Origin of the sequence: Bradyrhizobium sp. SZCCT0153 (assembly GCF_018129995.1) — a bacterium.
Lineage (GTDB): Bacteria > Pseudomonadota > Alphaproteobacteria > Rhizobiales > Xanthobacteraceae > Bradyrhizobium > Bradyrhizobium japonicum_G.
In genome coordinates this window covers 215,835-234,068 of the sequence record NZ_JAFCKS010000008.1, presented here as the reverse complement: position 1 = coordinate 234,068, position 18,234 = coordinate 215,835, and the positions used below count along the sequence as shown (strand labels likewise).

The following is an 18,234-nucleotide window of genomic DNA, read 5'->3' as shown; positions in this document are numbered from 1 at the left end:
GTGACCGAAATCCGCAAAGCAGGCTCCGGACACCAGTCCCACATAGCCCGTTCCGATCATCGCGATTCGCATGAAAATCCCTGTTCTGGCTTGGTTAACGAAACCCCAATTCGGGGCGGTTTAGCATTTTCCCGGTGCAAGGGAACCGTCTGCCCGGAAAAACCGGCACACGAATTGTACCGGTAAAGAAATCGTAAGCCGCAAGCCGCCAAACTGCCCCGCAGCCACACAGAGCCGGGCGGAACACGCCTCGAAAAGGGACACCATGGCACCATCAGGCACATCCGCGAGCGGAGGCATCGAGGCTTCCACTGCCGCACGTGTCGACTGGGTCGACTATGCCAAGGGCATCTGCATCGTCATGGTCGTGATGATGCATTCGGTATTGGGGGTCGAGCTCGCCGCCGGCGAGACCGGTTTCATGCATGTCGCCGTAGCCTTCGCAAAGCCGTTCCGGATGCCGGATTTCTTCCTGATTTCGGGCCTGTTCCTGCCATTGGTGATCGACCGCGAATGGCGAACCTATCTCGACCGCAAGGTGGTGCATTTCGTCTATTTCTATGTCGTCTGGGTGACAATCCAGTTCGGCTTCAAGGCCCCGGCCTTCGCGGCGGAAACAGGCTGGCGCGATGTCGGCCTCATGTACCTGGAATCCTTCGTCGAGCCGTTCGGCACGCTCTGGTTCATCTACCTTCTGCCGATCTTCTTCGTCGTCACAAAATTGACACGGGGAATCCCGTCGCCTGCGATCTGGCTCGTCGCTGCTGCGCTGGAGACGGCGCGTATCTCGACCGGCTGGACTGCGATCGACGAGTTCTGCGCGCGCTTCGTCTATTTCTATTCCGGTTATCTGTTCGCGCCCTACGTGTTCGCGTTGTCGGACCGCGCGCGCAGCCATCCCGCATGGGCGCTCGCAACGCTCACGACCTGGGCGCTGGTCAATGCCGGCCTGGTCGCGTGTGGGGCCAGCGAGTGGAAGATCATCTCACTCGTGCTCGGCTTTGCCGGTGCCTGCGCCATCATCACGATGGGCACGCTGCTCGCGCGAGCGCAGCGGCTGAATGTCTTCCGCTTCTGCGGCGAGCATTCGATCGTGATCTATCTCGCCTTCTTCCTGCCGATGGCCGCCACGCGAACGCTGCTGCTGCGCACGGGAATCATACCGGATATCGGCACGGTGTCGCTGATCGTCACCATCGTCGGCGTGGTCGGGGCGCTCGCGATCTGGCAGCTCGCGTTGCGGCTCGGCGGCAATTTCCTGTTCGAGCGGCCCGATGCATTCTGGATCGCGCCGAAGAAGGCCGGACCCGTGTTGCAGGCGGCTGAATAGCGGGGAATCACAGCGGGGGATAGTCGCGCCAACAGCCCAAAAATCGCCCTCCCAAGGCTGTCAAAGCCCGCAAAAATTCATACATTGCGGCCATGCCCAAGACATCCTCGAAGACCGCCGCCAAAGCCGACACCAAGCCCGCTGCTGACAAGCCCGCTGCCAAACCGGCCGCAGCCAAAGCGGCCGGCAAGGGCGACCACATCTTTCTGGTCGACGGCTCCGGCTACATCTTCCGCGCCTATCACGCGCTGCCGCCGCTCAACCGCAAGTCCGACGGCTTGCAGGTCAACGCCGTGCTCGGCTTCTGCAACATGCTGTGGAAGCTCTTGCGCGACATGCCCGCCGACAACCGGCCGACGCATCTGGCGATTGTCTTCGACAAGTCGGAAGTCACGTTCCGCAACAAGATCTATCCCGAGTACAAGGCGCATCGGCCGCCGGCGCCGGATGATCTGATCCCGCAATTTTCGCTGATCCGTGAAGCCGTGCGCGCCTTCGACCTGCCCTGCCTGGAACAGGGCGGCTTCGAGGCCGACGATCTGATCGCGACCTATGCGCGGCAGGCATCCGACCGCGGCGCGACCACGACGATCGTCTCGTCAGACAAGGATCTGATGCAGCTCGTCACCGACAAGGTCGCCATGTACGACACCATGAAGGATCGCCGCATCGGAATTCCCGAGGTGATCGAGAAATTCGGCGTGCCGCCTGAGAAGGTGGTCGAGGTGCAGGCACTGGCCGGCGATTCCACCGACAATGTGCCCGGTGTGCCCGGCATCGGCATCAAGACCGCCGCGCAACTGATCGTCGAATATGGCGACCTCGAGCAGCTGCTGTTCCGCGCCGGCGAGATCAAGCAACCGAAGCGGCGCGAGGCGCTGATCGAGAATGCCGAGAAGGCGCGGATCTCGCGGCAACTCGTGCTGCTCGACGACAAGGTCGAGCTGGAGGTGCCGCTGGACGACCTCGCCGTGCACGAGCCCGATGCGCGCAAGCTGATCGCCTTCCTGAAGGCGATGGAATTCACGACGCTGACGCGCCGCGTCGCCGACTATTCGCAGATCGATCCTTCCAATGTGGATGCCGACACGGCGAATAGCAGCGAAGCACGCGGCGGGACCTCCGACGGCGCCGACAGGACTAAATCGCCTGAGGCCTCCGGCGATCTCTTCGCCAGTCCTGCGGCAACTGCCAAAGGCGGCGACAAGGGTGACAAGGGAGCGAGCCTCAAGGGCGCGCCGATCTCGCTCGCCGCTGCGCGCGAGGAAGCTTTGCGCAAGCTCCCGATCGACCGCGGCAAATACCAGGCGGTCAAGTCGCTCAAGGAGCTCAACGCCTTCATCGCGCGCATCTACGATGCCGGCCAGGTTGCGGTCGAGATCCGCGCCAACTCCATCGACCCGATGCAGGCCGATTTTTGCGGCATCGCACTGGCGCTGGCGTCGAACGATGCCTGCTATGTGCCGCTCGCGCACAAACAGTCCGGCGGCGGCGCCGGCCTGTTCGATGCAGGCCTTGCGCCGGATCAGGTCAAGCATGACGACGCGATCGAGGCGCTGCGGCCGGTGCTGGAATCGACGGGCATCCTCAAGATCGGCTTCGACGTCAAATTCACCGCCGTCATGCTGGCGCAGCACGGCATCACCTTGCGCAACACCGACGACGCGCAACTGATCTCCTACGTGCTCGACGCCGGCCGCGGCTCGCACGGGCTGGAATCGCTCGCCGAGCGCTGGTTCGGACACGCCATGCTGAAGGAGGGCGAGCTGCTCGGCAGCGGCAAGGGCAAGATCACCTTCGACCAGGTGCCGATCGACAAGGCGGCGCCGCTGTCGGCGGAGGGCGCCGACATGACCTTGCGGGTGTGGCGCGTGCTCAAGCCACGCCTCGTCGCCGAGCACATGACCACGGTCTATGAGACCCTGGAGCGGCCGCTAGTCGCGGTGCTCGCGCGCATGGAACGGCGCGGCATCTCGATCGATCGCCAGGTGCTGTCGCGACTGTCAGGCGACTTTGCCCAGACCGCAGCCCGCGTCGAGGCCGAGATCCAGGAGATCGCGGGCGAGCCGATCAATGTCGGCAGCCCGAAGCAGATCGGCGACATCCTGTTCGGCAAGATGAGCCTGCCGGGCGGCACCAAGACCAAGACCGGTGCGTGGTCGACCACCGCTCAGGTGCTGGACGAGCTCGCCGAGCAGGGCCACGATCTTCCGAGGAAGATTCTGGAGTGGCGCCAGGTCTCGAAGCTGAAGTCGACCTATACCGACGCGCTGCCGACCTATGTCAATCCGCAGACCCATCGCGTGCACACCACCTACGCGCTGGCCGCGACCACGACGGGCCGGCTGTCCTCGAACGAGCCGAATCTGCAGAACATCCCGGTGCGCACCGAGGACGGCCGCAAGATCCGCCGCGCGTTCATCGCGACGCCCGGACACAAGCTGGTCTCCGCCGACTATTCGCAGATCGAGCTGCGGCTGCTGGCGGAGATCGCCGATATTCCCGTGCTGAAGCAGGCGTTTCGCGATGGGCTCGACATTCACGCGATGACGGCCTCGGAAATGTTCGGCGTGCCGATCAAGGGCATGCCGAGCGAGATCCGCCGCCGCGCCAAGGCGATCAATTTCGGCATCATCTACGGCATCTCGGCGTTCGGCCTCGCCAATCAGCTCAGCATCGCACGCGAGGAAGCGTCCGCCTACATCAAGAAATATTTCGAGCGCTTTCCCGGCATCCGCGCCTACATGGACGAGACGCGGGACTTCTGCCGGAGCCACGGCTACGTCACTACGCTGTTCGGCCGCAAATGCCACTATCCCGACATCAAGGCCTCGAACGCCTCGGTGCGTGCCTTCAACGAGCGCGCCGCGATCAACGCGCGGCTCCAGGGCACCGCCGCCGACATTATCCGCCGCGCCATGACGCGGGTGGAGGACGCGCTCGCCGAGAAGAGGCTGTCGGCGCAGATGCTGCTCCAGGTGCATGACGAACTGATCTTCGAGGTACCCGACGCGGAGGTCGAGGCGACGCTGCCCGTGGTCCAGCACGTGATGCAGGACGCGCCGTTCCCGGCCGTGCTGCTTTCGGTGCCGCTTCACGTCGACGCGCGCGCTGCGAATAATTGGGACGAGGCGCACTGACCACCGCATTGTGCGCTGCGTAAGTATCTATCTCCCCTGCTCCACGCCCCTAGGTTGCTGCCGCCCTGATTCAATGGAATGATGCAGTCATTCCAGGGGGGGCCACCGATGCGTGCCGCGATTTGCGCCGTAACATTTGTCATTCTCGGGCTGGTTGGATTCGTTGCGACACCAAACCTTTTCAAGGTCGTCAATCCAGAATACCTGCTGGCGCTACATCAATATGGCCGGCCGCTCGCCGCGCTGTCCGAGGACGCAAGCAACACCGACATAAAACTCGCAGAACTTCGGACGAAGATATCGAAGCAAGAGCGCAGCATGAAGGAGTTGTCGGCAACGTTGACGGCGAAGCAAGCCAACATGAAGATCGCCGGTGCCCCTGCCGAGGACATTGCAAAGGTTGGGATCGAGGCTGCGACCAGGATGGTTGAGCTGAGCAGCGAATTGGATCAGCTCAATGGCGAATATGGGGATTTGAAGGACAAGAAGGCCTTCGTTGTTTCCAACCAGCTGGACATCCGAAAGAAGCTTGAAACTGCTGCGGCTGATACTTCGAATATCTATGTGGTGGCACGCGCGTTGTCGCTTGGCGCGATTGGAGCGTTGATGTCGATCATCGCAAAGTTCCTTGCCAGCCCGACGAAGCGGGGATTGCTCGAAGATAGCAATTTCATTGGACGAATGTGGGCTTCCATGGCGTTTGGAGGCGTCGCGTCCGTTGTCGTCATTGGGCTCTTCTTCACCGGCTTCATTTCAATATTCGCCAATTCAACCCAGGGCGGCGGCGAAACCGATTTCTGGAAAGTGACAATTCTTTGCCTGCTCGCCGGCGCGTTCTCCGATCGCCTGTTCCAGGCCGCGTCGGGACGAATGGACGCTTATCTCGGAGCCGATCAATCCGCCAGGCAGAAGAGCCGCACAAGCGCGGTCAAGGCGGCGCCGGCGGGCCCAGGGGAATAGGCGCTCCGGGGCCTGTGCTGCGCCAGCGCGGAATCGAATTGTCCTCCGAGCAATTGCGCGATGGCCCAACCGTCCCGCTCATAATAAAACCGTGCCATCCCCCGCACCGGTTCGATCATGCCCCATACCTCCGCCCTGCTCGGTTTCGCTCTCGTCTCTCTCGGTCTCGTGCTCACGCCGGGGCCGAACATGATCTACCTGATCTCGCGCTCGATCACGCAGGGGCCGGCGGCCGGCATCGTCTCGCTCGGCGGCGTGGCGCTGGGCTTCGTGTTCTACATGCTATGCGCGGCCTTTGGCATCACGGCGCTCCTGCTCGCAATTCCCTTTGCCTATGACGCGCTGCGCTTTGCCGGCGCCGGATATCTGCTGTGGCTCGCCTGGCAGGCGGTTAAGCCGGGCGGACGCTCGCCGTTCCAGGTCAAGACGCTTGCGATCGACAGCCCGCGCAAATTGTTCGCGATGGGCTTCGTCACCAATCTGCTCAACCCGAAGATCGCGATGCTGTATCTGGCGCTGCTGCCGCAGTTCATCGATCCCGCCGCCGGCAGCGTGCTGACGCAATCGGTGGTGCTGGGCGCGATCCAGATCGCGATCAGCGTCAGCGTCAATGCGATGATCGCGCTCGCGGCAGGATCGATCGCGCTGTTCCTGGCAAACCGGCCGAGCTGGATGCTGGTGCAGCGCTGGCTGATGGGCACGGTATTGGCCGGGCTTGCGGTGCGAATGGTGGTCGAAGCGAAGAAGGTGTGATGGGGGACGCGGTCCCCCGGCTTGACCGGGGCATCCAGCACGCCGCAGCTTCTCGGCTCTAACTCAACCGTCTCTGGAGTACTGGATCGCCCGCCCCAGTGCGCAAGTGCGCGCAAGGCGGGCGATGACGCCGTCAGCTCAATCCAGCTTTGCTTCCATGCCCCGCTTCACCGCAGGCCGCGCCATCAGCGCCTCATACCAGCGCTTGACGTTGGGAAAATCGGCCAGGTCAACCTTGTGGCGAGGATGGCGCCATGCCCAGCCCAGGATGGCAAAATCGGCAACCGAGAGGTCGCCGGCGACGAAGTCACGGCCGTCGAGCCGGCGGTCCAGCACGCCGTAGAGCCGCCGGGTCTCGGCCATGTAGCGCTTCAGGCCGTAGGTGCGGTCCTGCTCGTTCTCGAGCGCGATGAAATGGTGCACCTGGCCGGGCATGGGGCCGAAGCCGCCCATCTGCCACATCAGCCATTCGTAGACCGGGATGCGCCCTGAAAGCGATTTCGGCAGGAATTTACCGGTCTTTTCGCCGAGATAAAGCAGGATCGCGCCGGACTCGAAGATGCTGACGGGCTTGCCGTCCGGCCCCTCGGGGTCGAGGATCGCGGGGATCTTGTTGTTGGGAGAGAGCTTGAGGAACTCCGGCGCCATCTGCTCGCCCTTGCTGATATTCACCGGGATCACCTTGTAGGGCAGCCCCATTTCCTCCAGCGCGACCGAGATCTTGCGGCCGTTCGGCGTGTTCCAGGTGTGCAGCTCGATGGTCATTTCCACGTTTCCTTGCCGGTTTTCTTGCTCAGTTCTCTTGCCCAGTTTTCTTGCCCGAGATATCCGGCATCCACCTACTCCAGAAGGTTGCACCCCCACAACCGGCGGACCGGGATGGCCGATCCCTGTTGACGGGGGACGCCCCCTCTGGAATGTCCCGGCTGTCGCGGATAAATTCCGCCACTTCCAAAAACGCTCCCGAGGGACCGCCGTGTCGAAATCAGCCTCCCGCGCCCGCCTGTTCGAAATCATCCGCCGGCGCTCCTTCGGCCGCGGCGATGTCACGCTCGCGTCGGGCCGCAAGAGCGATTTCTACTTCAACCTCAAGCCGACCATGCTCGACCCGGAGGGCGCGACCCTGCTCGCTGAGCTCACCTATGAGACGCTGAAGGATGACCAGCTCGATTTCATCGGCGGGCTGGAGATGGGCGCGGTGCCGCTGGCCGGCGCGCTGGCGCAGATCTCCTGGATCAAGGGCCATCCGATCGCGGCGTTCTTCGTGCGCAAGAAGCCGAAGGAGCACGGCGCCAAGCTTGCCATCGAAGGCCTGCCCAAGGGCGAGACGCTTGCCGGCAAGCGCGTCGTGATCGTCGAGGACGTCACCACCACCGGCGGCTCGGCGATGAAGGCGGTGGAATCTGTGCGCGAAACCGGCGCCGAAGTCGTGCTCGTGCTGACCATGGTCGACCGCGAGGAAGGCGCCACCGACACGTTCGGTGCGGCCGGCCTGCCGTTCCGCTCGCTCTACAAGGCGTCGGAATTTTTGAAGGCCTGACGTCTGTCGCGTTGCGGGTGCAACGCAGCGTCCGGGGTCACGAAACCGGCCTCCTCAACCGCTCATTTACCATCCCGCTTTATGGTGAATCCGGTGCCGAGACCTGATGGTCCCGGCCGGTTCGGTAGCGTCCGGTGGAGTAAGCGTTGCGTACAGTCATGTCCCATTCGCGCCGGCGGCGTCGCGCGATGCTTGTGGCCGCCACACTGGCAGCACCGCTGCTTGCGGCTCCGGCCCCGGTTTCGGCCGAAGGCCTGTTCGACTTCTTCTTCGGCGGAATGCAGCAGCAGCGGCCGCAGCGTGAGGTGCCGCAGCAGGCGAACTCCTACGCCGACCCCTTCACTGGCCAGCAGAATGCCCCGCAATACGTCCCGCCGACGCGTTCGGCCGCGGCCGGCGGCTCGGGACCCGCATTCTGCGTGCGCAGCTGCGACGGCAAATATTTTCCGCTGATGCGCGGCCTCGCCTCGCCCGCACAGATGTGTCAGGCATTCTGTCCTGCCACCGCGACGAAGGTCTATTTCGGCTCCTCGATCGACGGCGCCGCATCGCAGACCGGCGAGCGCTACGCCGACAGCGAGAATGCGTTCGCCTACCGCAAGGCGCTGCGCGCCGACTGCACCTGCAACGGCCGCGAGCCGGTCGGCCTCGCTCCGGTCGATCTGGCGCTGGACTCCTCGCTCAAAGCCGGCGACGTGATCGCGACCACCGACGGCCTCGTCGCCTATACCGGCATCCGCGTCGGCAACGACCAGGCTGCGGACTTCACCCCGGTCGCCTCCTATCCCGGCCTCACCGCGCAGGTCCGTGCCCGCCTCGGCGAGATGAAGGTGGCGCCGGTGCGCGCAGAGACGGTCGCCGGGGATGCGCCGGCCACGGAGATCGTGCGCGAGACGCTGCCTGACGTGACGGTGCCGAAGACGCAGAAGCCGGCGAAGAGAGCGGCATTGGATTAAGGCGCGTCTGCAACAAAGCTATCATTGCGAGGAGCACTTGTGACGAAGCAATCCAGAATCCCTCCGCGGAAGGACTCAGGATTGCTTCGCTACGCTCGCAATGGCGGAGGATGGTGGGTCACCTGCCGATGATCACCCCGATCACGTTCGGCGCCGCCAGATATTTTTCCTCGATCGCCGCGCGCGCGGCAGCGCGGTTTTCCTGAGTCAGCAGGCCGCGCTTCTCTGCCAAAATCATCCAGCAGAACCCCCACCAGTCGGTGAGCATGCCCGTCTCATCGACGAGATCGTAGCCCTGCTCTGCCGCAAAGATGCGCGCTTGCGCTTCGTCCAGCGTGTCGAGGAACAGATGGTCTTCGGCCGCGAACAGATCGTCGCTGATGTCGTCGATGGTGTAGCCCCAGATCGACTGGCACACCGCGTTGAACTCGCGGTCGAACTGGTCGTCATCGACGGCATGGCGCCGCGCCGCCTGATGCAGCCGCGACAACGACCGCGCGAAATCGGCGATCCTGGTAAGGGCAAACTGATCGAAGGCAATGGTGGACATGTAGTCCTCGCGAAGTCTGACAGACCCTAGATATTGTGTCGGCAACGCGCCGAATCACAATGATATATCAAAGACTTGCTAAAGTGTTCTTAATTTGTTCCGATGAACTGGTGACTCTCGCCTCTCAGTAGAGGCAAGGGACAGGAGATCGAGGAATGAGACTGCAAGATGCGATCCGGAAGGCGATCGAGCTTGGTCATCGGACAGGAGCCGTAACCTTTGATCAGCTCAACGAATTGTTGCCGTCAGCGACGACTGAGCCTGAGGACATCGAAGTCGTAATGCAGGCATTGAGCGATGAAGGCATAAACCTCATTGAGGACGATCAATCGTAGCAAGGCAACTGCGCGGATCCGACAGCCCGTCGTCGCGTCGCCAATTTGGCGCGACCTTTCCCTCAATTCACTGCCGACATCAGCCTATCTCCGCACGCGCTCGCATAAAACTTCCCACCGCACTGGCGCTTGATGGCGGCGCAGCGCGCGGCGGGAGATGCATTTTGCGGGACGGCAAAGCCGCAGCTCAGGCCGTCGGCGCTGCGGCCCTGCTTGCCGGCGGCTAAGGCAGCGCTGGGGGCGGCGATGCAGACGACGAGCAGGGCCGCGGCGGCGATTTCGATCGGCAGTCGCATCAGAAGTCTCATGGGGCGTCTCCTCCACACTGATGGCTGAATTTGCCGCTAATCTAGCAGCAAATCCTCGTTTCTCCGTGCTCCTCCGGGTTCCCAAATCGGCCCGTTCCTTGCATAATTTTACGCCAGCGCAGTGCACGGCCGCATCAGCGATGGTTCCGGGGCACGGCCAAGATGCGTAAGGTGAGTAGTAGTCTTCGACCAGGAAGTGACGGCTTTGCAAGATTCATCGTTCCAGCCCAATTTCCCCGCCCCCGGGCAGCCCATCGACGAACTCGCGTTGGCTGAGATCAAGGGCGCGATCCTGGCGAAGCTCCGCCTTGCCATCGGCAAGGACGCGGGCATGGCGACCAAGCACGACTGGTACCAGGCCGCAGCGCTGGCACTGCGCGACCGCATCGTGCATCGCTGGCTGTCCGCGGAGAAGCGCAGCTACGATGCCGGACGCAAGCGCGTCTACTACCTCTCGCTTGAATTCCTGATCGGCCGTCTCTTCACCGACGCGCTGAACAACATGGGGCTCCTGAAGATATTCGAGGTCGCGCTCGGCGATCTCGGCGTGTCGCTCCCTGAGCTGCGCAAATGCGAGCCGGATGCGGCGCTCGGCAATGGCGGCCTCGGGCGGCTTGCCGCCTGCTTCATGGAAAGCATGGCGACGCTGTCGATCCCCGCGATCGGCTACGGCATCCGCTACGATTTCGGCCTGTTTCGCCAGATCATCAATCAGGGCTGGCAGCAGGAATATCCGGACGAATGGCTCGGCTTCGGCAACCCCTGGGAATTGCAGCGGCCGGAAGTCATCTACGACATCAATTTCGGCGGCGGCGTCGAGCATGTCGACGACAAGGGCCGCGACCGCGCGATCTGGCATCCGGCCGAGACCGTGCAGGCGCTCGCCTATGACACGCCGATCGTCGGCTGGCGCGGCCAGCACGTCAACGCGCTCCGGCTTTGGTCGGCGCGCTCGCCCGATCCCTTGAAGCTCGACGCCTTCAACAAGGGCGACTATGTCAGCGCCAGCGCCGAGCAGTCGCGCGCCGAAGCGATCTGCAAATTCCTCTATCCGAACGATGAGAGCCCCGCTGGGCGCGAGCTGCGGCTGCGCCAGGAATATTTCTTCGTCTCCGCTTCGCTTCAGGATCTGATCAAGCGGCATTTGTCCTCCGACGGCCAGCTCCGCAGCCTGTCGTCGAAGGTCGCAGTGCAGCTCAACGACACGCATCCGAGTCTTGCCGTCACCGAGCTGATGCGGATTCTGATCGACCTGCACAATTTCCGCTGGGACGAGGCCTGGAAGATCACGGTCGCCACGCTGTCCTACACCAACCACACGCTGCTGCCCGAGGCGCTGGAGACCTGGCCGGTCGAGCTGTTCGAGCGGCTGCTGCCGCGGCATCTCGAGATCATCTACCGCATCAACGTGCAGCATCTGGCGCTGGCCGAAGCGCGCGCGCCCGGCGACATCGACTTCCGCGCCTCGGTCTCGCTGATCGACGAGAGAAGCGGACGCCGCGTACGCATGGGCCAGCTCGCCTTCGTCGGCTCGCACCGCATCAACGGCGTTTCCGCCATGCATTCCGACCTGATGCGCGAGACTGTGTTCCACGATCTCAACCATCTCTATCCCGGCCGCATCACCAACAAGACCAATGGCATCACCTTCCGCCGCTGGCTGATGCTGGCCAACCCGAAGCTGACCGATTTGTTGCGCGAGACCTGCGGCGACGCCGTGCTCGACGATCCGACCCAGCTCAGCCTGATCGAGGCGCGTGCCAGCGACGTCGAATTCCAGAAGAAGTTCCGCAGCGTCAAGCTTCACAACAAGACAGCACTCGCGCGCCTGATCGGCGAACGGCTCGGCATCAAGGTCGATCCGAGCGCGCTGTTCGACGTGCAGATCAAGCGCATCCACGAATACAAGCGGCAGCTCCTCAACGTCATCGAGACGGTCGCGCTGTACCAGGGGATCAAGGACGACCCCAACGGCAATTGGGTGCCGCGGGTGAAGATCTTCGCCGGCAAGGCGGCGGCGAGCTACCGCTACGCCAAGCTGATCATCAAGCTGATCAACGACGTCGCGGAAGTCGTCAACAACGATCCCGCGATCGGCGGCAAGCTCAAGGTCGTGTTCCTGCCCGACTACAATGTCAGCCTTGCCGAAATCATCATTCCCGCAGCCGATCTGTCCGAGCAGATCTCGACGGCCGGCATGGAAGCCTCCGGCACCGGCAACATGAAGCTGTCGCTGAACGGCGCCCTCACCATCGGCACGCTCGACGGCGCCAACATCGAGATCCGCGACCATGTCGGCGCAGAGAACATCGCGATCTTCGGCATGGAAGCCGGCGACGTGATGATCCGGCGCAAGCAGGGGCTGGATGCCTCCGACACGATCCGCAATTCGCCGAAGCTCCAGCGCGCCATCAATGCGATCGGCGCCGGCGAGTTCTCGCCCGGCGATCCCGGCCGCTTCGAATCCATCGCGCATGCGCTGCGCTATCTCGACCACTACATGGTCAGCGCCGATTTCGATTCCTATTACGACGCGCAGCGCAATGTCGATGCGCGCTGGCAGGTGCCGCCGGCCTGGACGCGCGCCTCCATCCTCAACGTCGCGCGCATGGCGTGGTTCTCCTCCGACCGCACAATTCGCGAATATGCCGAGGAGATCTGGAACGTGCCGGTCAATCCGACCACGCCGTTGCTGCCCGATCTGCGCGACATCGCGGGCTGAATTTCCGCGGCGTGAAACCGGTTACCCCAGAGGTAATTGCACAAGCCGGCGCCGGACGTGATATGACGTCCGTCATTGGAAGCCGGATGGAAAAATGCACGCCGAGCTCCCGCACCCTTTCGACGACGCCACCCGCGTCACCGCCGGTGACTCCAGCTGGCAGGGGCACACCAGCGACGACTACTGGGCCTTTGTCGGCCCGTTCGGCGGCGCCACCGCCGCGACCATTTTGCGCGCGCTGATCGACCATCCGCAAGCCGCCGGCGATCCGCTGGCCGTGACCGTCAACTACTGCGCGCCGATCGCCAAGGGCCCGTTCGATCTCGACGTGCGGCTGGTGAAGGCCAACCGCTCCAGCCAGCACTGGAGCGTCGAACTGTCGCAGGGCGGCGGCGAGGTCGCGACGCTCGCCACCGCGGTGTTCGCCGAGCGCCGGCCATCCTGGGAGCACAGGGTCGCGCGATATCCGGATACAAAGCCGTTCGAAGAGACGCTGCCGTTCCCCAAGATTTCTGCGTCCTGGGCCAACCAGTATGAATTCCGCTTCGTCGAGGGCGAGATGCGGATCGGTCCGCCGCAGGCCGAGCTCGCCAGCACCTATTCGAAAATCTGGATCAGCGACCGCACGCCGCGCAAGCTCGACATACTGTCGCTGATGTCGATGTCGGACGCCTTCTTCGGCCGCATCTTCCACGCCCGCCGCGAGCTGGTGCCGTTCGGCACGGTGTCACTGACGACGTATTTCCACACCGACGCCGAAGAGCTCGCCGCCGAGGACATCACGCGCGTGCTCGCGACCGCCGATTCGAAGATCATGCACAAGAGCTACGCCGACCAGAACGCAGAGCTGTGGTCGCCAAACGGAAGGCTGCTCGCGACGAGCACGCAGATCGCGTATTTCAAGGCCTGAGTGCTTCCACAAACTCGTCATTGCGAGCGCAGCGAAGCAATCCAGGCTGTCACTGCGAAGGGATTCTGGATTGCTTCGCTGCGCTCGCAATGACGGCGGAAAGATATCGCAAGAAACAAAAAGGGCAGCCTTTCGGCCGCCCTTTCGCATTTCAAGCAGCGCGACCTTACTCAGCGGCGAGCTTCACGTCCGGCGCGGCGGCGCGGACCTCGGCGTCGACCTGGGCTTCGAACTTGGCAAAGTTCTTCTGGAACATGCCGACCAGCGCGCGGGCGGTCTTGTCGAACTCGTCCTTGTCCTTCCAGGTGTTGACCGGGTTGAGGATCTCGGAGGGAACGCCCGGCAGGGCGGTCGGAACCGCGAAGCCGAAATATTTGTCGGTGCGGAATTCGACGTTGCGCAAGGAGCCATCGAGCGCGGCGGTGAGCAGAGCGCGCGTCACCTTGATCGGCATGCGCGAGCCGGTGCCATACTTGCCGCCGGTCCAACCGGTGTTGACCAACCAGCAGTCGACATTGTGCTGGGCGATCAGGTCGCGCAGCATGTTGCCGTAGACGGATGGATCGAGGGGGAGGAACGGCGAGCCGAAGCAGGTGGAAAATTCCGGCTGCGGCTCGTTGCCGAGGCCGCGCTCCGTGCCCGCGACCTTGGCGGTGTAACCGGAGAGGAAGTGGTACATCGCCTGCGCAGGCGACAGTTTGGCGATCGGCGGCAGCACGCCGAAGGCGTCCGCGGCGAGCATCACCACGTTCTTCGGCTGCGGCGCGCGGCCGGTGCGCGAAGCGTTCGGGATGAAGTCGAGCGGGTAGGCCGAGCGGGTGTTCTCGGTCTTGGAGCCGTCGTCGAAGTCCACCACGCGGGTGTCCTCGTCGAGTACGCAGTTCTCGAGCACCGCGCCGAAGCGGGTCGATGCCGCATAGATCTCGGGCTCGGCTTCCTGCGACAGCTTGATGCACTTGGCATAGCAGCCGCCTTCGAAGTTGAAGACGCCGTTCGGGCCCCAGCCGTGCTCGTCGTCACCGATCAGCGTGCGGTTCGGATCGGCCGACAGCGTGGTCTTGCCGGTGCCTGAAAGCCCGAAGAAGATCGCGGCATCGCCCTTGGCGCCGACATTGGCCGAGCAGTGCATCGGCATCACGCCGCGCTCGGGCAGATAGTAGTTCAGCGTGGTGAAGACCGACTTCTTCATCTCGCCGGCATAATAGGAGCCGCCGATCAACACGATCTTGCGGGCGAAGTCGATCGCAACGACGTTCTCCGACTTGCAGCCATGGCGCTTCGGATCGGCGCGGAAGCTCGGCATGTCGATGATGGTGAGCTCGGGCGTGAAGGTCGACAGCTCGATCGCCTCGGGGCGGATCAAAAGCGTGCGGATGAACAGCGAGTGCCAGGCGAGCTCGGTGAAGACGCGGGTCTTGATCCGGTAGGCCGGATCGGCGCCGCCATACAGGTCCTGCGCGAACAGCGACTTGCCTTCGGCGTGCTTGAGGAAGTCCTGGTACAGCGTCTCGAACTGCTCAGCGGTGATCGATTGGTTGCCGGCCCACCACATCTTCTTGTCGGTGGTGGCGTCGCGGACCGTGAACTTGTCCTTCGGGCTACGGCCGGTGAATTCACCGGTGTCCGCGCAGAGCGCGCCGTCGGCCGAGAGCACCGCCTCGCCCGCGGAGAGCGAATATTGGTAAAGCTGCGGTGCGCCGAGGTTCCAGTGAACCTGTTTGAGATTCTTTAAGCCGAATTTGTCGGCACCGAAGGCACCGTTGCGCACGCCCGTCTCTTGCACGAAAAATCCTCCTAGAACCCGCGACACTCAGCGCGATCATGCTTTGGCGCCGCCGCGGTCACCGTGAATAGTAGGCCGCCCGGCCTCGGTTGGACGACCTAATACTGATGAACGCTTGCGTTGCCAAGCTGATCCCGCAGGATTTGGTTTATTCAAGGACCGCGCCAAACGTCGCGCATGACAGCTCTGAGCAGGCGCATCAAAAAATTGCGAATGGTCGCGCAACCAAACGCTTGTTTCGGCGTTTCCGAGGGTTATTGCGACGCACAATCGGAGACTAATGCCGGGCCGTTCTATCGTACCTCGCCCTCGCCGATGAGCGCGAACGGCCCCCACATCGCGGGATAGGCGTTGCGCGGCGACGATGCGTCATCAACATACGTCAACATCGCGCGGCGCAAGGCTTCGGCACGGCCGACTTTTGGTTCGTTTTTGAGCAGCTCGAAAGTCGACGTGGTCAAGCGGGTGGCAGCTTCCGAATCCACTGCCCAATGCGAGACCAGGAGTGCGCGGGCGCCGGCATAGAAGAATGAGCGCGCCAGTCCCGACAGGGCCTCGGCGCCGGGCTTGTCGCCTGCGATGGTGTTGCAGGCCGACAGCACAACCCAATCCGCATTGAGCTTGAGCTGGGCGACTTCGCTCGCGGTCAGCAGACCGTCGTCGAGCTCCGTGGGTTGATCGGGAATGGAGAGCGCGAGCGAGGGCTCGCCCAATCCCTTGACATCGCCGGCAACGAGGCCGTGGGTGGCGAAGTAGATGATGCTGTATTGAGCAAGCGCTGCACGCTTGAGTGTCGTTTCGCTGGCGTCGCGGCCGAGATGGATGTCGGCCTCGGCCGCGCCGACGTCCCTCGCCACCGCGTTCAGCTCGTCGGCGGTGTCAGGCAGTTGCGGCAGCGCCTGGGCCAGCCGCGCGCGGTCGACGCCGGCACCGCGCCAGAAATCGGTATAGGCAATCGTCGCGACGCTGCGCGCAGCGACCTTGCCGCTCGCCGCACGACGGTCGGCGGGCGCTTCGAGCGCAGGGTTGAAGACCGGATCGCCAAAGCCGGTCATCGGCTTTATACTCTGGTCCTTGCGCGCAAACGCGCGCAGCGATTTCAGGCTGGCCACCGACGGCAGCACCGAGACGGCCTGACGCCGCAACAGCCAGGCGGCGCCGCGATAGCCTTCGAGCGTGTCCGGGATCGCAGCCTGCGGCGTCTCCGTGACCAGCAGATGAAACGGCAATGCGGTCAGCGCAGCCGAGGGCACCACCAGCAGGCTGCGCTTGTCCTTGATCAACGCCTCGACCGGACCGAGCAGCGCGACATAGAGCTCGTGGGCGAGCCCGAGATCGAACAATCCGGATTTGCCGGACGCATCACGCGCCTTGCCGACGTCGAGTCCCTTGCGGAATGAAGTCACCTTCTGCGTCAGAGCATCCGCGCCGAGTGGAATCGCCTTCCAGTCGACGCCCTCGCGCGTGATCGCCATGACATAGCTCTGCTTGTCCACGACGGCGTAGAGCACCATCGCCTCGTCGGCCGACAGCAGAGGCTGAACCTCCTTTACCGTGAGCGGCAGGGGATTGGACAGCGAGGCGTAATCGGGAAACTCAACCGCGAGCCTCTTCTGCAAGCCCGCGCGCTCGTTCGCGATCGCCGCAATGCGCGCGCGGTTGCGCTGCTCCGATGCGACGTCGCGTTGGGCCGATTGCTTCGAAACCGCGGTCATGATCGCCTTGTCGAGCGCCTCGGACTCGGCCGCGAGATCCTGGTCCCGGCGCACCAGCTCCGCGAGAAGGTCACTGCCGGCAGCGAGGCGCACCGCAAGCTTGTTGACGGCGGAAGCGGCGGAGGATTGCGTGCCGCGCTGGATCGCGGCGAGGGCCTCGTCAAGCGCCGTGTCGCCGGCCAGGAGCGATTGCTGCCGCGCTGCGAACAGGACCGGCAACACGACGCGCAACTGCGCGCGATCCCCCCGAAGCGTCTTTTCCGCTAGCGGCAGCGCGTCCGCGTTCCGCCCGGAGACGTGGAGAAAATAGGCCAGATTGCTGGTCGAGGTCGCGACGTCGGGATGATCGGGACCGAGTGCACGCTCGCGGATGACGAGCGCGCGGCGATAAAGCGGCTCGGCATCGGCGTAGCGCTGCTGATGCTCGTAAAGGCCGGCGAGATTGTTCAGCGAGCGCGCGACGTCGGGATGATCCGGTCCCAGCACCTTCTCGCGGATTGCGAGCGAGCGCCTGATCGGCGCCTCGGCGTCCGCATCGCGGTTGAGGTCGCGATAGACCTGGCCGACGTTGTTCAGGACGGTTGCCACCGCCGGATGCTCGGGGCCAGCGGCCTTTTGGTAGATCGCGAGCGCCCGCTGAAACAGCGGCTCGGCGTCCGCATAGTGCTGCTGTTTCACATAGAGCGTGGCGAGATTGTTGAGGGACTGGCCGACATCGGGATGTTCGCGCGACAGCCCCTTCTCGCGAACGGCGAGCGCGCGCTTGAACAGCGGCTCGGCTTCGGCATAACGACTCTGCCGCTGATCGAGCGCGGCGAGATTCGTCAGCAGGGGCGCGATCTCGACGCTATCGAGACCTGTCCCCTTCTCCATCAGCGCAATGGCGCGCTTGTAGAGCGGTTCGGCTTGGTCGTCGCGTCCCTGATCTGCGTGGATCTGCCCGAGATTGTTGAGCGCGGCCGCGAGATCGCGGATGTTGCTGGTCTTCTCCACGCTCGCGACCATGGCCTGCGCCAGCGGTAGCGCCTCCGAATATTTGCCGGCACTTCTCAGCGCGTTGATCCGCGCGCTCTGCGTGGACAGATCGCCCTTCTGGGCATAGCCTGGCGTGGCCAGCGATGCAGCGATCGCGAGCGCCAAACCCGCAATCAGCGTCAAACGACGGCGTGTCATGAACCCCCTCGCTGCCGACCTCGAACCATTACGGATTTGGGTCGCGGCGATGGGCGGGA

15 protein-coding genes are annotated in these 18,234 nt (G+C 63.7%); 9 read left to right on the top strand and 6 right to left on the bottom strand.

Annotated elements, in window-relative coordinates; genetic code table 11:
- On the bottom strand, nt 1–72 hold a 72-nt coding region (locus JQ572_RS35565), incomplete at its 3' end, for a hypothetical protein (RefSeq protein ID WP_211386299.1).
- A gap of 193 nt (nt 73–265) precedes the next feature.
- On the opposite strand from JQ572_RS35565, the gene JQ572_RS29240 reads away from it, so the two are divergent.
- The 4 genes from JQ572_RS29240 (at nt 266) to JQ572_RS29225 (ending at nt 6,183) form a co-directional block, all read left to right on the top strand.
- The gene (locus JQ572_RS29240; RefSeq protein WP_211386289.1) at nt 266–1,330 is read left to right on the top strand and encodes an acyltransferase family protein; all 1,065 of its coding nucleotides are present in this window, start codon (nt 266–268) and stop codon (nt 1,328–1,330) included.
- A gap of 92 nt (nt 1,331–1,422) precedes the next feature.
- A complete protein-coding gene (gene polA, locus JQ572_RS29235; RefSeq protein WP_211386288.1) occupies nt 1,423–4,470 on the top strand; it encodes a DNA polymerase I in 3,048 nt (1,015 codons plus the stop codon).
- A gap of 108 nt (nt 4,471–4,578) precedes the next feature.
- Complete coding sequence (locus JQ572_RS29230; RefSeq protein WP_211386287.1) at nt 4,579–5,430, top strand: hypothetical protein; 852 nt, start codon at nt 4,579–4,581, stop codon at nt 5,428–5,430.
- A gap of 117 nt (nt 5,431–5,547) precedes the next feature.
- Nucleotides 5,548–6,183 carry a LysE family translocator gene (locus tag JQ572_RS29225; protein ID WP_211386286.1) on the top strand — a complete coding sequence of 212 codons (636 nt, stop codon included), beginning with the start codon at nt 5,548–5,550 and terminating at the stop codon, nt 6,181–6,183.
- A 138-nt stretch (nt 6,184–6,321) separates the two neighbouring features.
- Here JQ572_RS29225 and JQ572_RS29220 read toward each other — a convergent pair whose 3' ends face one another.
- Nucleotides 6,322–6,948 carry a glutathione S-transferase family protein gene (locus JQ572_RS29220; protein WP_211386285.1) on the bottom strand — a complete coding sequence of 209 codons (627 nt, stop codon included), beginning with the start codon at nt 6,946–6,948 and terminating at the stop codon, nt 6,322–6,324.
- A gap of 211 nt (nt 6,949–7,159) precedes the next feature.
- Here JQ572_RS29220 and pyrE point away from each other — a divergent pair, with 211 nt between their 5' ends.
- Nucleotides 7,160–7,723: an orotate phosphoribosyltransferase gene (gene pyrE / locus JQ572_RS29215; RefSeq protein WP_211386284.1), complete on the top strand. Its 564-nt coding sequence runs from the start codon at nt 7,160–7,162 to the stop codon at nt 7,721–7,723.
- A 188-nt stretch (nt 7,724–7,911) separates the two neighbouring features.
- Entirely contained in the window at nt 7,912–8,679 is a 768-nt protein-coding gene (locus JQ572_RS29210) for a DUF2865 domain-containing protein (protein WP_211386283.1), read from the top strand.
- 118 nt (nt 8,680–8,797) lie between these two features.
- Here JQ572_RS29210 and JQ572_RS29205 read toward each other — a convergent pair whose 3' ends face one another.
- Nucleotides 8,798–9,229 (bottom strand): hypothetical protein, encoded by a 432-nt coding sequence (locus JQ572_RS29205; protein WP_211386282.1) that lies wholly within the window; start codon nt 9,227–9,229, stop codon nt 8,798–8,800.
- Nucleotides 9,230–9,384: 155 nt separating this feature from the next.
- Here JQ572_RS29205 and JQ572_RS29200 point away from each other — a divergent pair, with 155 nt between their 5' ends.
- Complete coding sequence (locus JQ572_RS29200) at nt 9,385–9,564, top strand: RNA polymerase sigma factor region1.1 domain-containing protein (RefSeq protein ID WP_211386281.1); 180 nt, start codon at nt 9,385–9,387, stop codon at nt 9,562–9,564.
- Between the two features lie 62 nt (nt 9,565–9,626).
- Here the strand turns inward: JQ572_RS29200 and JQ572_RS29195 are convergent, their stop codons facing one another.
- The gene (locus tag JQ572_RS29195; RefSeq protein ID WP_211386280.1) at nt 9,627–9,872 is read right to left on the bottom strand and encodes a hypothetical protein; all 246 of its coding nucleotides are present in this window, start codon (nt 9,870–9,872) and stop codon (nt 9,627–9,629) included.
- Between the two features lie 205 nt (nt 9,873–10,077).
- Between JQ572_RS29195 and JQ572_RS29190 the strand changes: the two genes are divergently transcribed.
- Nucleotides 10,078–12,594: a glycogen/starch/alpha-glucan phosphorylase gene (locus tag JQ572_RS29190; RefSeq protein WP_211386279.1), complete on the top strand. Its 2,517-nt coding sequence runs from the start codon at nt 10,078–10,080 to the stop codon at nt 12,592–12,594.
- Between the two features lie 94 nt (nt 12,595–12,688).
- Nucleotides 12,689–13,504 (top strand): acyl-CoA thioesterase, encoded by an 816-nt coding sequence (locus JQ572_RS29185; protein WP_211386278.1) that lies wholly within the window; start codon nt 12,689–12,691, stop codon nt 13,502–13,504.
- Nucleotides 13,505–13,670: 166 nt separating this feature from the next.
- Here the strand turns inward: JQ572_RS29185 and JQ572_RS29180 are convergent, their stop codons facing one another.
- Nucleotides 13,671–15,287, bottom strand: a complete 1,617-nt coding sequence (locus tag JQ572_RS29180; protein ID WP_211386277.1) for a phosphoenolpyruvate carboxykinase — start codon at nt 15,285–15,287, stop codon at nt 13,671–13,673.
- A gap of 293 nt (nt 15,288–15,580) precedes the next feature.
- Nucleotides 15,581–18,175 carry a CHAT domain-containing tetratricopeptide repeat protein gene (locus JQ572_RS29175; protein WP_211386276.1) on the bottom strand — a complete coding sequence of 865 codons (2,595 nt, stop codon included), beginning with the start codon at nt 18,173–18,175 and terminating at the stop codon, nt 15,581–15,583.
- Nucleotides 18,176–18,234: the final 59 nt, after the last annotated feature.

Bases quoted from the DNA above. Each gene is read 5' to 3' on its own strand.
- polA (WP_211386288.1), top strand. From the start codon at position 1,423: ATGCCCAAGACATCCTCGAAGACCGCCGCCAAAGCCGACACCAAGCCC.
- JQ572_RS29195 (WP_211386280.1), bottom strand. From the start codon at position 9,872: ATGAGACTTCTGATGCGACTGCCGATCGAAATCGCCGCCGCGGCCCTG.
- JQ572_RS29210 (WP_211386283.1), top strand. From the start codon at position 7,912: ATGCTTGTGGCCGCCACACTGGCAGCACCGCTGCTTGCGGCTCCGGCC.
- JQ572_RS29175 (WP_211386276.1), bottom strand. From the start codon at position 18,175: ATGACACGCCGTCGTTTGACGCTGATTGCGGGTTTGGCGCTCGCGATC.
- JQ572_RS29200 (WP_211386281.1), top strand. From the start codon at position 9,385: ATGAGACTGCAAGATGCGATCCGGAAGGCGATCGAGCTTGGTCATCGG.
- JQ572_RS29205 (WP_211386282.1), bottom strand. From the start codon at position 9,229: ATGTCCACCATTGCCTTCGATCAGTTTGCCCTTACCAGGATCGCCGAT.
- JQ572_RS29240 (WP_211386289.1), top strand. From the start codon at position 266: ATGGCACCATCAGGCACATCCGCGAGCGGAGGCATCGAGGCTTCCACT.
- JQ572_RS29185 (WP_211386278.1), top strand. From the start codon at position 12,689: ATGCACGCCGAGCTCCCGCACCCTTTCGACGACGCCACCCGCGTCACC.
- JQ572_RS29230 (WP_211386287.1), top strand. From the start codon at position 4,579: ATGCGTGCCGCGATTTGCGCCGTAACATTTGTCATTCTCGGGCTGGTT.
- JQ572_RS29225 (WP_211386286.1), top strand. From the start codon at position 5,548: ATGCCCCATACCTCCGCCCTGCTCGGTTTCGCTCTCGTCTCTCTCGGT.
- JQ572_RS29220 (WP_211386285.1), bottom strand. From the start codon at position 6,948: ATGACCATCGAGCTGCACACCTGGAACACGCCGAACGGCCGCAAGATC.